Source organism: Microbacterium sp. I2, assembly GCF_051364985.1.
In the GTDB taxonomy this organism is placed as follows: domain Bacteria; phylum Actinomycetota; class Actinomycetes; order Actinomycetales; family Microbacteriaceae; genus Microbacterium.
In genome coordinates, this window is record NZ_JBLWIH010000003.1 from 58,852 (window position 1) to 71,633 (window position 12,782).

Below are 12,782 nucleotides of genomic sequence, written 5' to 3' on the forward strand. Positions count from 1 at the left end.
AGGCTACCGGGATCGCTCTCACAGCGTCGCCGCGGCGCTGGGGCCGGATGCCAGTCGGCTCAGAGGCCCTGGGCCAGGCGGTAGTACGCCTGGTTCCAGCGCAGCTCGCGCTGGAATCCGCGCACCGTGGTGTCCTCGTCGATGACGACGAGCTCGGTCTTGGCGATCTCGGCGAAGTCGCGGAACACCTCGATGCCGACCGCGGTCGTCATGACGGTGTGGTGCGCGGCGCCTGCTGCGAGCCAGCAGGCCGCACTGGTGGCGAAGTCGGGTGCGGGCTTCCACACCGCGCGGCCGACAGGAAGCTTCGGCAGGTCGGGGGCCTCGACGTTCTCGACCACGTTGGCGACGAGGCGGAACCGGTCGCGCATGTCGCTCATCGCGACGACGAGGGCAGGGCCCGGGTCGGCGGTGAAGACGAGGCGCACCGGATCCTCCTTGCCGCCGATGCCGAGCGGGTGCACCTCGAGGCGCGCCTTGGTGGTGCTGAGCGACGGCGACACCTCGAGCATGTGCGCACCGAGAATCCGCTCCGAGCCGGGCACGAGGTCGTACGTGTAGTCCTCCATGAGGCTTGCGCCACCAGGAAGTCCGGCACCCATCACGTTGGCGACGCGGACGAGGATCGCGGTCTTCCAGTCGCCCTCGGCCCCGAACCCGTACCCCTCGGCCATGAGCCGCTGTACGGCGAGCCCGGGCAGCTGCTTCAGTGCGCCGAGGTCCTCGAACGACGTGGTGAACGCGCCGAAGCCGCCCTCCTCCAGGAAGGAGCGCAGGCCGAGCTCGATCGCCGCGCCGTCACGCAGCGACTGGTGCCGCTCGCCGCCGGGGAGCAGCTCGTCGGCCACGTCGTACTCGTCGACGTAAACCGAGACCAGGGCGTCCACGTCGGCGTCGGATGCGGCATCCACCGCCTCCACCAGCTCGTTCACGCCCCACGTGTTGACCTGCACGCCGAACCGCAGCTCGGCCTCGGTCTTGTCTCCCTCGGTGACCGCGACGTAGCGCATGTTGTCGCCGAATCGCGCGAGCTTGAGCGTACGGGCGGCGGTCCACCCGGCGGCGGCGCGCTGCCAGTCCTCGACCTGCTGGCGCACAGCCGGGTTCGACACGTGGCCGACGACCGTCTTGCGCGCCACGCCGAGACGGGTCTGGATGTACCCGAACTCACGGTCGCCGTGCGCGGCCTGGTTGAGGTTCATGAAGTCGAAGTCGATGTCGGCCCACGGCAGCTCGACGTTGGCCTGCGTGTGCAGGTGCAGGAGCGGCTTCTGCAACGCGTCGAGACCGGCGATCCACATCTTGGCCGGGCTGAAGGTGTGCATCCAGGCGATGACACCGATCACGTCGTCGCGCGAGTTCACCTCGAGCGCCAGCTTGCGGATCGAGTCGGAGTCCTTGAGCACCGGCTTCCAGACGACGGAGACCGGCAGGCCGTCGAGGCCGGCGACCACTTGCTGCGACTGCTCGGCGACCTGGCGCAGCGTCTCTTCGCCGTAGAGGTTCTGGCTGCCGGTGACGAACCAGACCTCGTACGAGTCGAGCGAGCTGGAGAGCGAGGTGCGGGTCATGTGGGAGTCCTTCGGTTGATGCGTGTCACAGAAATGCGGATTCCGGATGCCGGAGCCCTGCGTTCGTGTGACATGAACGAGCGTGAGCGGTCAGAGGGAGGCCACAGCGGCGGCTTCGACGGCGAGGCCGGCGCGGTAGCGGTCGAGGTACGACGCGAAGCCGGCGACGTCGGCCGGATCCGGTTCGACCGTGTCGATCGGCGCGTGCGCGAACACCCGCTCGTCGAGGTACGACGAGAGCGGGATCCCGGATGCTGCAGCCGCGGCTGGGCCCACGCGCCCGGAGGCTCGCCCCGGCGCGCCAGCGCCGCGGTGAGGGGGCGTGGGGACCGCCTCTTTCACGGCTGCGGCATACGCAGCGAGCACCGCGATGCCCCACGCCCCGCCCTCGGCGGCGGTATCGCCGACCGACACCGGAGCGTCGAGGGCGCCCGCGAGGAAGCGCTGCGCGACGCCGGCGGTGCGGAACATGCCGCCGTGGGCGAACATGCGATCAAGGCCGACGCCTTCGTCTTCGAGCACGCGCATGCCGAGCGCGAGCGTGCCGAACACGCCGTAGAGCTGCGCGCGCATGGCGTTGGCGAGCGTGAAGTGACTGTCGGGCGTGCGCACGAACAGCGGCCGCCCCTCACTCAGTCCCGCGATCGGCTCGCCCGCGAGATGGTTGTAGGCGAGCAGCCCACCCGCGTCGGCGTCGCCGGCGAGGGCCTCGCGGAACAGCGTCTCGTACACGGCGTCGTCGTCGAGGGACGTGCCCGAGGCCTCGGCGAACCGCGCGAACATGCCGGCCCACGCGGCGAGCTCGCTCGCGCCGTTGTTGCAGTGCACCATGGCGACCGGGTCGCCTGCGGGCGTCGTGACCAGGTCGAGCTCGTGGTGCACCTTCTCGAGGGGCCGCTCGAGCACGACCATCGCGAAGATGCTCGTGCCGGCGCTGACGTTCCCGGTCCGCGGGGCGACGGCGTTGGTGGCGACCATCCCGGTTCCCGCATCCCCTTCGGGAGGACCCAACGGGATGCCGGGGCGCAGCGTCCCTGTCGGGTCGAGCAGCGCTGCGCCCTGAGCCGTGAGCTCGCCGGCGGGTTGCCCTGCGGCCAGCACCTCTGGCAGGAGCGCAGTCACGCTCTCGCCGTGAAGCCGTCCGGCGGCGAGCCGGTCGTAGCGTGCGATGAGCTCGGCGTCGTAGTCGCCGGTGGCGGAGTCGATCGGGAACATGCCCGACGCGTCGCCCACTCCGAGTGCCCGCCGCCCGGTGAGCCGGAAGTGCACGTAGCCGGCGAGCGTGGTGAGGAAGCGGACCTGCGGCACGTGCGGCTCCTGGTCGAGCACGGCCTGGTGCAGGTGCGCGATCGACCATCGCAGCGGGATGTTGACTCCGAACACCTCGGTGAGCTCGGCGGCCGCGCGCCCGGTCGTGGTGTTGCGCCACGTACGGAACGGGACGAGCAGGTCATCGGCTTCATCGAAGGCGAGGTAGCCGTGCATCATCGCCGAGATGCCGATGGCGCCGAACGTGTCGGGCCGCACGCCGTGGCGCCCCTCGGCGTCGGAGAGCAGGCCGGCGTACGCGGCCTGGAGGCCCGACCAGACGTCGTCCAGCGCGTAGGTCCACATGCGGTCCTCGAAGACGTTCTCCCACGCGTGCGAGCCCACCGCGAGAACCTGGGTGGGGTCGTCGGCCGCGATCAGGCACGCCTTGATCCGGGTCGAACCGAGCTCGATCCCGAGCGCGGTGCGGCCGTCGCGGATCGCCTCAGCCGCAGCATCCCGCATCATCGTCGTCGTCTCGTTCACCGACGCTCGTCTCCGCTCTGTCCGTAGACGTTCTGATACCGGTCGAACAGGCGGTCGATCGCGTCCTGCGGGATCGGGATGAGCGGGCCGGCCTCACGTGCGTAGTGCACGGTGCGTGCGACATCCTCGACCATGACGGCGGCCTTCACCGCGTCCTTCGCCGAGGTCCCGATCGTGAACGGGCCGTGGTTCTGCATGAGCACCGCCCGCGAGCGGTGCCCGCGCAGCGTCTCGACGATGCCCCGGCCGATCGAGTCGTCGCCGATGATCGCGAAGGGGCCCACCGGGATCGGGCCGCCGAACTCGTCCGCCATCGCCGTGATCACGCAGGGGATCTCTTCGCCGCGAGCGGCCCACGCCACGGCGAATGTCGAGTGGGTGTGCACGACACCGCCGACGTCGGGCATGTGCCGGTACACGTAGGCGTGGGCGGCGGTGTCGCTCGACGGGCTGCGCTCGCTGCCGGGCGTGCCGGGGACGGCGTTGCCGTCGAGGTCGCACAGGATCATGTTCTCGGCGGCGAGGTCGTCGTAACTCACCCCGCTCGGCTTGATCACGAACAGCTCGGCGCCCGGTACGCGCCCCGAGACGTTGCCGCCGGTCCACACCACGAGTCCGTAGCGCACGAGCTCACCGTGCAGCTGTGCGACCTCGGCGCGGGTGGCGGCGATGGATGCCTCGACCTCGGCACCGAAGAGTGGAGCCGGGGTCGCCGGGTCGGGGATGGTCACGGGGCCTCCATCGGTTCTCGTGGCTGCGGTCATCGGGCCGCGGTCGATGTTACCGGTAACAACGATGACTTGCCATCGGTTCAGTGGATCTTCTGCCCCCGCGTTGCGGACGAACCCACGATCAACCCGTCCAACAGGACGTCCATCATCGGGTTGGCGGGGCGACCCGGCTCCACGGGGCCGCTGTCGGCGAGTCGGCTGAGCGCGTGGATGAGGTCCTCGGCGCGGACATCACGGCGAATGGTTCCGTCAGCGGCGCCGGCGTCCAGGATGGCCTGGACCCTGGGGGCGAGCGTGCCGAGGAACTGCGCCGGGAGCGGCTGGTAGGCGGGATCGCCGGAATGGAGGGCACTGGCGAATCCGCGCTTGGTCGCGACGAAGCGGGCGAGACTCTGCGCCCACATCCGGAGCGCCTCCGCGGGCGGATGCTTCGACGACAGACGGTCGGCCTCGGCGGCCGTCGCATCGAGTTCCCGCCGGAAGACGGCGATGATCAGGTCCGATCGCTGCGGATAGTTGCGGTAGATCGTTCCGACGCCGACCCCGGCTCGGGTCGCGATGTCGCGCATCGACGCGTCGACCCCCGACTCCGCGAATGCCGCCTTCGCCGCCTCCAGAACGACCTCGGCGTTGCGCACGGCATCCGCCCGCTTGCGTCGGGAGCCGTCGGCGGGCACCTCATGCGCGCTCATGTTCCCTCTCCTGCGTGACAAACGGAACGTTGTTCCGTATAGTTTCGGACGACCGTTCCGTTTACGCCCACCGTACCCGCTCGACACGGGAACACCAATGGAGGAACCATGCACTACCGCCCACTCGGCCGCACCGGCATCCGCGTCTCGCCGTTCGCGCTCGGCGCGATGATGTTCAGCTCGTTCGGCAACGGCGACCAGCAGGAGGTGAACCGCATGGTCTCGCGGGCCCTCGATGCCGGCATCAACCTCGTCGACACCGCCGATGCCTACGGCGACTCGGAGGAGATGCTCGGCCGTGCGCTCAAGGGACGCCGCGACGACATCGTGCTGGCCTCCAAGTTCGCGCGGCCGATCGGTGACGACGTCAACCGGCAGGGAGGCTCGCGTCGCTGGATCGTGGCCGCGGTCGAGAACTCGCTGCGCCGGCTGCAGACCGACCATCTCGACCTCTACCAGATGCATCGCCCCGACCCCGAGACCGATATCGACGAGACGCTGTCGGCGCTCACCGACCTCGTGCGCAGCGGCAAGGTGCGCGCGATCGGCTCGTCCGACATGCCCGCCTCCGAGATCGTCGAGGCACAGTGGGTCGCCGAGCGTCGCGGGCTGGAGCGCTTCCGCACCGAGCAGCCGCACTACTCATTGCTCGACCGCACGATCGAGCGCGAAGTGCTGCCCGTGGCCCAGCGGTACGGCATGGGCACGGTGATCTGGAGCCCGCTCGCGAGCGGCATGCTGACCGGCCGCATCCGCCGCGGACAGGAGACCGACCTGCGCCGCACGCGGATGTTCGCGGCCCTGCGGGACGAGCGGCGCATCGACGCCGTCGAAGAGTTCATCCCGCTCGCCGAAGAGGCCGGGATGTCGCTCACGCACATGGCGCTCGCCTTCGTGATCGCCCACCCGGGCGTGACGGCCGCACTCATCGGTCCGCGCACGATCGAGCAGCTGGAGGATCTACTCGCGGCCAGCGAGATCAGGCTCTCCGACGATGTGCTGGACCGGATCGACGCGATCGTCCCGCCTGGAACCGGTGTGGGGCGGATGGACCAGGAGTACAACACCCCGCCGATCCTCTCCGCGGCGCTGCGCAGGCGCCCCGTTCAGGATCGGGCGGCGGCCTGAATCGGGACCGTCAGGGGCGACCCGGCGCAGCCGTGGACGCGCGCACCACCAGCACGGGCGGGCGCGGGTCCGCGCCCTCGACACCGAGCACCGCGGCGACCGCGCGGCGCGCCTCGCCGGCCAGATCGAGTCCGACGGTCGTGAGAGCCGGGCGGTAGAAGGCGGCGTCGGGATTGTCGTCGAAGCCGGCGATGCTCACGTCGCCTGGCACGTCCAGGCCCGCCGCCCGCAGCCCGGCGATCAGTCCCAGTGCCATCTGGTCGTTGGCCGCGGCGATCGCGGTCGGGCCATCGGCCGTGCGCACGGCGTCTGCCACGTCGGCGGCGAGGTCGGCGCCTGAGGCCGCCGTCCAATCCCCGCTCCAGCGCACGCCCGGCGCGAGACCTGCGGCCGCCAGGGCTCGAGCCCCGCCCGCGTCCCGCCACCGCGCCTCGAGCCAGTCGTCCGGACCCACGACTCGCGCGATCCGGCGGTGGCCGAGCGAGACGAGATGGCCGACCGCGAGCGCCGCGCCGTCCTGCTGGCGGACGGCACCGGCATCGGCGTGCAATGCCGTGATCGCCACGCCGAGTCGTGCGTTCAGCAACGCCGCGAGCGTGGTCGCGTGGGGTGCCAGCACGATGAGGCCGTCGACCCCCTGCCCGAGCAGCCGGTCGGCCGCTTCGCGGACGGATGCCTCGGACGAGGCATCCGCATACGCCGTCGCGATCCATCGCCCGGCCTCGCGTGCGGCCGTCTCGAGGGCGGCGATGCCGACAGCGGGGCCGTAGAGGGTCGCGTCGGAAGCGATCACGCCCAGCGTGCGGGTCGTGCGGGTGCCGAGCGAGCGCGCCGCATTGTTGACGCGATACCCGAGCGCGGCGATGGCCGCCAGCACGCGGTCACGCGTCTCGGGCCGGATGTTGGGCTGCTCGTTGATGACGCGCGAGACCGTCTGGGTCGACACGCCCGCGGCGCGGGCGACATCGCGCACGCCGACCCGTCCGCGCCCTGCGGCGTCACTCTCGCTCATCGCGGCCACCTTAGCCCCACTGCGCCACCGGCCCGACGCAAGTGGCAGGCTGGAACCATGCGCATCGCCCTCACCGGCTCGTCCGGAAAACTCGGCACCGTCGTCGCCCGCGAACTCCGCGCGGCCGGCCACGACGTCATCGGCATCGACGTCGTCGGCACCCGCGGACCCGACTTCGTCCAGGTCGACCTGACCGACTACGGCCAGGTCGTAGACGCGCTCACCGCGGTGAACGACCGCCACGACGGCTTCGACGCGGTCGTGCACCTCGGCGCGATCCCGGCCCCCGGCATCCGGTCGGATGTCGCGACGTTCCACAACAACATGACGGCGACGTTCAACGTCTTCTGGGCGGCCGTGAGGCTCGGCATCCGTCGCCTCGTCTACGCCTCGAGCGAGACCGTCCTCGGCCTGCCGTTCGATGTCCCGCCGCCGTACATCCCGGTCGACGAGGAGTACCCGCCGCGCCCCGAGTCGGTGTATTCGCTCGTCAAGACGCTCGAAGAGCGGATGGCCGTGGAGCTGGTGCGCTGGCATCCGGATCTGTCGATCACCGGGCTCCGGTTCTCGAACGTCATGGTGCCCGAGGACTATGCCGGGTTCCCGTCCTTCGACGCCGACGCCCGCCGGCGCAAGTGGAACCTGTGGGGCTACATCGACGCACGCGACGGCGCTCAGGCCGTGGAGCGCGCACTCGAGGCGGCTCCGCCAGGTTTCGAGACGTACATCATCGCCGCGGCCGACACCGTCATGTCGCGTCCCAATGCCGAGCTCGTCGCCGAGGTGTTCCCGGGCGTCGAGCACAAGCGGGAGTTCGGCGAGCACGACACGCTCCTGTCGATCGACAAGGCCCGCCGGTTGCTCGGTTTCGACCCGCAGCACTCGTGGCGGGACCACGTCTCGGGGTCATGAGCGAGGACCCGCGTCTGGCGGCGGCCCGGTACCGGGTCGACAGGCTCGCGCGTGATGACACGCCTGCCCCGGAGGACGGCGACCCATCGGATGGCGCGGGCGGTGACGCGGCCGAGGAGCAGGCGCCGGGCTCCCGCGAGCCGAACGCCCTGGACCGCGCGGCGTACGTCGAGGTCGCCATCCAGCAGGCGATCCGCCGTGGCGAGTTCGACGACCTTCCCGGTGCGGGCAAGCCTCTTCCCGATCTCGGCCGGCAGCACGATCCCGACTGGTGGATCCGCCGCAAGATCGAGACCGAGCGGCTCACCGGGCTCGGTCCGCCGGCGCTCACGCTGCGAGTCGAGGAGCGGGAGCTGTCGGGCCGGCTGGACGAACTCGCCCGCGAAGAGGACGTGCGCGAGGCGCTCGAAGACTTCAACCGACGTGTCATCGAGGCCCGACGACAGCTGCTCGGCGGCCCGCCGGTGGTGACGCCGACGCGCGAGGTCGAGACCGAGGTGTCGGCGTGGCGAGCCCGACGCGAGGCCCGCGCGGCCCGCCTCACGGCCGACGAAGCACGGGATGCCGCTGCCCGGCGGGTCAGCGGCATCCGGTCGTTCTTCCGCCGGCGTCGGCGTTAGGCGTCAGGGATTCGGATTCGTCGCCTTGCCGTCGAGCCACAGCACGTTCGACGGATCGGAATGGGTCGATCCCGAGTCGACGTGCTTGTCGCTGATCTGCGGTCCCTTGGTGATGACATGGACCAGCGCCATCGCGTGGCCGCGACCAAGGCCGTAGTCGTCGGCGAGCCACTGCACGATCGGCGTGGCTTTGGTGGTCTCGTCGAACCCCTTCTCGTGCGCGAGGTCGATGAACTGACGCGGGGTCAGGCCGGTCTTGGTCTCGATGTTGTCGAGGTATGCCTGGAACGACATATCTACTGCTCCTCTCGGTCGGTGGCGGGGATGTCGAGCACGCCCGGCTCATCCCGCCACTCCTGGATGATGCGGTCGGACGCGTGGATGCAGAGCACCCGCAGCCGGCCGGTCCCGCTGTTCTTGAAGCCGTGCCATGCCCCTGCCGGTGCCGTAGCCGTGTCGCCTTCCACGGCATCGAGGGTGCGATCACCGATCGTGATGCGCGCCTGTCCCTCGAGCAGGACCCAGGTCTCAGGGTAGGGGTGACGGTGGATGTCGGGTCCTTGGCCCGGCTCGTTGTCGACGAAGAAGTACGACACGCCCGCGCCGTGCTCGGCGCCGATGAAGCGGCGGGTCCGTCCCGTTCCGATGCCGAGACCCGCCGCCGGGACGATGGCGGGGATGTCGGTCGCTGTGCGGGTGAGGGCGTCGAGGTCCATGGTTCCTCCTTGGCTGGATCCGGTGACGTGTGTTCAGCCTGTCGCCCCGGCATCCGTCGCCCTATTCTTTCGATGTGGATCGAAAGTACGTCGACTTCCAGCTGGTGCCCGATGACCTCGCCGCGATCCGCTTCGGCATCTCACCCGGCCACGAACTGTGCCACGCCGTTCGCGCACTGCACCGACCCGACCACCATCCGCTGCACTGGGGGTGGATGCGATCGACCCGGGGTGCGATCCCGCGAGCGGACTTCGAGGTGCTCGCGCTGCTGATCCGCGACGACGGATACTTCCCCGATTTCCTGACCTCGACGCCGACGTGGGATCTCACGCCGGAGGACGAGTCGGAGCGCCTGCGCGACATCGACGACGAACGCTTCGAGGTCGACATGACGAAGGTGCTCGTGCGCACCGAGGGCACCGCGCGCCGCGCCGCGGTGCAGCGCATGCTCGATCACCCTGACCGTGCCCGCACGATGATCGCGGACGCATGGCTCTCGGTGTGGAACGCCGGCATCGCCCCGGTGTGGACCCAGCTGGAGCGGCTGCTGCGCGCCGACATCGCCGTCCGCTCGCGGCGGATCGCCGAGAGCGGCATCGGCGGGATGATCGCGACCCTCAACGACCGCGTCGAGTGGGCCGACGGCGCCGTGCGCGTCACGATGCGCATCTGGAGCGAGATCGTCGACTGCCGTGGCAGCGGGCTCGTTCTCGTGCCCTCCGTCATGGGCACGAGCGGGTGCAACGTGCTCACCGAGCCGCCCGCGCAGCCGACGCTGTTCTACCCAGCCCAGGGGGTGAGCGCCGAATGGGCGCGCGATCCGACGGGCGTCGCCGATGCGCTCGGCGCGCTGCTCGGGCCCGCGCGTGCCCGCATCCTTCTCGACGCCCACGAGCCGCGCAGCACGTCGCAGGTCGCACGCGACACCGACCTGGCGATCTCGACCGCGTCGCACCACCTCACCGTGCTGCGCGACGCCGGGCTCGTCGCCAGCTCGCGCGACGGCGCTCGTGTGATGCATCGACGCACGCCGCTCGGCGAGGCGCTGGTCGGCGCCGTGCTGTGAGGCTGGACCCCGGGTCAGCGGCGCGGGATCGTCGAGCCCCGGATCATGAGGCGGACCGGCAGATGGTGCGTGCCCTCACCGATGTCGACGCCGTCGATCGCGTCGAACACGCGCTGCGCGGCCTGTCGACCCAATTGCTGAAGGTTCGCGTCGATGCTCGTGAGCTGAGGGCGGGAGTTCGTCGACAGCACCTCCCAGTTGTCGTAGCCGATCACCGCGAGATCGTCGGGCACGCTCCGGCCCAGGTCGCGGGCGGTGTCGAGCACCCCGCGGGCGATCTGGTCCGACCCACAGAAGATCGCGTCGACATCCGGATGCCGCTGCAGCAGCATCGCCGCGGCATCCCTCCCCCAATGCTCGCTCCACTCCGAGAACATCGCCTCGCCTACCAGCTCGAGACCGCCCGCATCGAGGGCGGCCCGCGCTCCCGCCAGCCGGTCCTGCGCCGCCGCGTACGCGGGATCACCGGTGATGTGGGCGATGCGGGTGCGGCCGCAGCCGATCAGATGCTCGATCGCCATGCGGCCGCCGGCGTAGTTGTCGGGGGTGAGCGAGAGGTCGCGTGGATCGTCCGACGGCGCGTACGCGTAGACGACGGGGACCGGCATCTCCTGCCCGAGAGAGGGCCGCGGGTCAGTCTGCCGTCCGACGACGATGATGCCGTCCACGCGACGGCTGAGCAGCGCCTTCAGATGGTGCTGCTCACGGATCGCATCGCCACGGGCGTCGCACAAGAAGACGTTCACCTGACCGGCGCCGAACGCGTCTTCGGCTCCCATCAGGATCGGGAGCATGAACCGGCCCTCGAGGTCGCTGGTGAGCAATCCGACCGTGCCGGTGCGCCCTGCCAGCAGTCCCCGCGCCATCGCGTTCGGCGTGAACGACAGCTCGTCGGCGGCCTCGACAACGCGGCGACGCGTGGCCGGCGCGACGTCGTCGCGACCGTTCAGGGCTTTCGACGCTGTCGCGATCGAAACGCCTGCGCGCCGCGCCACGTCGCTCAAGGTCGCGCTGCGCCCGCCTCCCTCATTCGGCATCGGGGCTCCCCTCGTTTCTGAAACGTTATCGAAGCGCCTACTTGACCGCCCGCGATCTCACACGATACCTTGCCGAAAGCGATTTCGAAGTTTTCGATATCCATCACAGCAGCGGCGCTCGCACACCCGCACGCGCACGCTCAATGTCGAGCCAAGGAGACTGCAATGATCCACACCCGACGTCGCGCCGCCGGCTGGCGTGCCGCGACTGCTCTCCTCCTCTCGGGCGCTCTGGTCGGCCTCGCCGGCTGCGCCGGTGGAGGTGGAGCCACAACCGCCCCGGAAGACATCCCTGCCGAGGGGGTCGACGACGGCAGCACGCTCACGTTGTGGACACGCGCGCCACTCGAGAAGCAGGCGAACCTGCTTGTCGACGCGTACAACGCCAGCCACGAGAACCAGGTCGAGCTGACCGTCGTCCCCAACGACGACTACGTCGCCAAGGTGGGCGCCGCCGCCGGATCGGGCGGCCTCCCCGACCTGTTCGCGGCTGACATCGTCTATGTCCCGAATTGGGTCGATCAGGGGCTCTTCCAGGACCTCAGCGCCCAGATCGACGAGCTCGACTACAAGGACGAGATCAACCAGGGGCACCTGTCGGCCGGAACCGACGCTGATGGCCAGGAGCACGTCCTGCCTTTCGTGCTCGACCTGTCGATGCTGTTCTGGAACAAGGAGCTCTTCGCCGAGGCGGGCCTGGACCCCGAGAAGGCACCCGCCACGATGGCGGAGTACGCCGAGGCGGCCAAGAAGATCCAAGTGCTCGGCAAGGACGGCGTCTACGGAACCGCGACGGGCCTGAACTGCGGCGGATGCCTCGTCTTCACGTGGTTCCCCAGCATCTGGGCGTCGGGCGAGGACGTCCTGAGCGACGACGGTCGCGAGTCCCTGCTGGCAGGCGACGCGGCCAAGGAGATCTACGGCACATGGCGCGACCTGTGGGAGTCGGGCGCGGTGCTGCCGAGCTCGCAGGACGAAGCGGGCCCGACCTGGACGGCCGGCTTCACCGAGGGGAACGTGGGCCTGATGTTCTACCCGGCGACGCTCCTGTCGTCCACGCCGTTCGACGCCGGGGTGGCCGGCATCCCCGGTGTCGACGGCGGCGCATCGACGTTCGTCGGCGGTGACGGGATCGGCGTCTCGAAGGACTCTCAGCAGTCGGCTCAGGCGTGGAACTTCCTGACGTGGCTGATGTCGGAAGAGGCGCAGGTCGAAGTCCTCGCGAAGAACAACGACGTCGTCTCGCGCGCGGACTTCGCCGACAACGACTACGCAGCCAAGGACCCACGCTTGGTGACGATCAACGAAGTGGCGTCCGAGGGCGACACCCCCGTGGCGCTGAATTTCCAGCAGGCGTTCAACGCGCCCGGAAGCCCGTGGCTGACCCTTGTACGCAACGCCGTCCTGGAGGGCACCGACACGGTCGACGCCGACAACGACGCGATCACGGAGATCCTCGCCCAGTGACGTCCGGTGGTGGCCCGGGTGACCGGGCCACCGCT

General features: G+C 70.1%; 13 protein-coding genes. 5 read left to right on the top strand and 8 right to left on the bottom strand.

Translation table 11 applies throughout. The features are described 5' to 3' along the window. Positions 1-59: 59 nt before the first annotated feature. The 4 genes from araA to ACLKM7_RS04495 all read right to left on the bottom strand — a co-directional run bounded on the left by araA (position 60) and on the right by ACLKM7_RS04495 (position 4,788). Positions 60-1,571, bottom strand: a complete 1,512-nt coding sequence (gene araA, locus ACLKM7_RS04480; protein WP_436445961.1) for an L-arabinose isomerase — start codon at positions 1,569-1,571, stop codon at positions 60-62. A 90-nt stretch (positions 1,572-1,661) separates the two neighbouring features. After that, positions 1,662-3,344, bottom strand: coding sequence for a xylulokinase (locus ACLKM7_RS04485; RefSeq protein ID WP_436445973.1), 1,683 nt, complete (start codon positions 3,342-3,344; stop codon positions 1,662-1,664). A 17-nt stretch (positions 3,345-3,361) separates the two neighbouring features. Continuing rightward, a complete protein-coding gene (locus tag ACLKM7_RS04490) occupies positions 3,362-4,129 on the bottom strand; it encodes an L-ribulose-5-phosphate 4-epimerase (protein WP_436445962.1) in 768 nt (255 codons plus the stop codon). 47 nt (positions 4,130-4,176) lie between these two features. Beyond that, the gene (locus ACLKM7_RS04495) at positions 4,177-4,788 is read right to left on the bottom strand and encodes a TetR/AcrR family transcriptional regulator (protein WP_436445963.1); all 612 of its coding nucleotides are present in this window, start codon (positions 4,786-4,788) and stop codon (positions 4,177-4,179) included. 108 nt (positions 4,789-4,896) lie between these two features. Here ACLKM7_RS04495 and ACLKM7_RS04500 point away from each other — a divergent pair, with 108 nt between their 5' ends. Beyond that, a complete protein-coding gene (locus ACLKM7_RS04500; RefSeq protein ID WP_436445964.1) occupies positions 4,897-5,916 on the top strand; it encodes an aldo/keto reductase in 1,020 nt (339 codons plus the stop codon). 10 nt (positions 5,917-5,926) lie between these two features. Here ACLKM7_RS04500 and ACLKM7_RS04505 read toward each other — a convergent pair whose 3' ends face one another. Then, positions 5,927-6,928 carry a LacI family DNA-binding transcriptional regulator gene (locus tag ACLKM7_RS04505; protein ID WP_436445965.1) on the bottom strand — a complete coding sequence of 334 codons (1,002 nt, stop codon included), beginning with the start codon at positions 6,926-6,928 and terminating at the stop codon, positions 5,927-5,929. Positions 6,929-6,985: 57 nt separating this feature from the next. Between ACLKM7_RS04505 and ACLKM7_RS04510 the strand changes: the two genes are divergently transcribed. Further along, positions 6,986-7,840 (top strand): NAD-dependent epimerase/dehydratase family protein, encoded by an 855-nt coding sequence (locus ACLKM7_RS04510; protein WP_436445966.1) that lies wholly within the window; start codon positions 6,986-6,988, stop codon positions 7,838-7,840. After that, the gene (locus ACLKM7_RS04515; RefSeq protein WP_436445967.1) at positions 7,837-8,460 is read left to right on the top strand and encodes a DUF1992 domain-containing protein; all 624 of its coding nucleotides are present in this window, start codon (positions 7,837-7,839) and stop codon (positions 8,458-8,460) included. Before ACLKM7_RS04510 ends, ACLKM7_RS04515 begins: the two co-directional genes overlap by 4 nt. Positions 8,461-8,463: 3 nt before the next feature. Here ACLKM7_RS04515 and ACLKM7_RS04520 read toward each other — a convergent pair whose 3' ends face one another. Further along, positions 8,464-8,754, bottom strand: a complete 291-nt coding sequence (locus tag ACLKM7_RS04520) for a DUF4287 domain-containing protein (protein WP_436445968.1) — start codon at positions 8,752-8,754, stop codon at positions 8,464-8,466. A 2-nt stretch (positions 8,755-8,756) separates the two neighbouring features. Then, positions 8,757-9,176: a cupin domain-containing protein gene (locus ACLKM7_RS04525; protein ID WP_436445969.1), complete on the bottom strand. Its 420-nt coding sequence runs from the start codon at positions 9,174-9,176 to the stop codon at positions 8,757-8,759. Positions 9,177-9,250: 74 nt separating this feature from the next. Here ACLKM7_RS04525 and ACLKM7_RS04530 point away from each other — a divergent pair, with 74 nt between their 5' ends. Continuing rightward, the gene (locus tag ACLKM7_RS04530; RefSeq protein WP_436445970.1) at positions 9,251-10,243 is read left to right on the top strand and encodes a DUF5937 family protein; all 993 of its coding nucleotides are present in this window, start codon (positions 9,251-9,253) and stop codon (positions 10,241-10,243) included. Positions 10,244-10,257: 14 nt separating this feature from the next. Here ACLKM7_RS04530 and ACLKM7_RS04535 read toward each other — a convergent pair whose 3' ends face one another. Beyond that, entirely contained in the window at positions 10,258-11,280 is a 1,023-nt protein-coding gene (locus ACLKM7_RS04535; RefSeq protein ID WP_436445971.1) for a LacI family DNA-binding transcriptional regulator, read from the bottom strand. A 165-nt stretch (positions 11,281-11,445) separates the two neighbouring features. Here ACLKM7_RS04535 and ACLKM7_RS04540 point away from each other — a divergent pair, with 165 nt between their 5' ends. Next, positions 11,446-12,747 carry an ABC transporter substrate-binding protein gene (locus ACLKM7_RS04540; RefSeq protein ID WP_436445972.1) on the top strand — a complete coding sequence of 434 codons (1,302 nt, stop codon included), beginning with the start codon at positions 11,446-11,448 and terminating at the stop codon, positions 12,745-12,747. Positions 12,748-12,782 lie beyond the last annotated feature (35 nt).

Bases quoted from the DNA above. Each gene is read 5' to 3' on its own strand.
- araA (WP_436445961.1), bottom strand. From the start codon at position 1,571: ATGACCCGCACCTCGCTCTCCAGCTCGCTCGACTCGTACGAGGTCTGG.
- ACLKM7_RS04485 (WP_436445973.1), bottom strand. From the start codon at position 3,344: ATGCGGGATGCTGCGGCTGAGGCGATCCGCGACGGCCGCACCGCGCTC.
- ACLKM7_RS04490 (WP_436445962.1), bottom strand. From the start codon at position 4,129: ATGACCGCAGCCACGAGAACCGATGGAGGCCCCGTGACCATCCCCGAC.
- ACLKM7_RS04495 (WP_436445963.1), bottom strand. From the start codon at position 4,788: ATGAGCGCGCATGAGGTGCCCGCCGACGGCTCCCGACGCAAGCGGGCG.
- ACLKM7_RS04500 (WP_436445964.1), top strand. From the start codon at position 4,897: ATGCACTACCGCCCACTCGGCCGCACCGGCATCCGCGTCTCGCCGTTC.
- ACLKM7_RS04505 (WP_436445965.1), bottom strand. From the start codon at position 6,928: ATGAGCGAGAGTGACGCCGCAGGGCGCGGACGGGTCGGCGTGCGCGAT.
- ACLKM7_RS04510 (WP_436445966.1), top strand. From the start codon at position 6,986: ATGCGCATCGCCCTCACCGGCTCGTCCGGAAAACTCGGCACCGTCGTC.
- ACLKM7_RS04515 (WP_436445967.1), top strand. From the start codon at position 7,837: ATGAGCGAGGACCCGCGTCTGGCGGCGGCCCGGTACCGGGTCGACAGG.
- ACLKM7_RS04520 (WP_436445968.1), bottom strand. From the start codon at position 8,754: ATGTCGTTCCAGGCATACCTCGACAACATCGAGACCAAGACCGGCCTG.
- ACLKM7_RS04525 (WP_436445969.1), bottom strand. From the start codon at position 9,176: ATGGACCTCGACGCCCTCACCCGCACAGCGACCGACATCCCCGCCATC.
- ACLKM7_RS04535 (WP_436445971.1), bottom strand. From the start codon at position 11,280: ATGCCGAATGAGGGAGGCGGGCGCAGCGCGACCTTGAGCGACGTGGCG.
- ACLKM7_RS04540 (WP_436445972.1), top strand. From the start codon at position 11,446: ATGATCCACACCCGACGTCGCGCCGCCGGCTGGCGTGCCGCGACTGCT.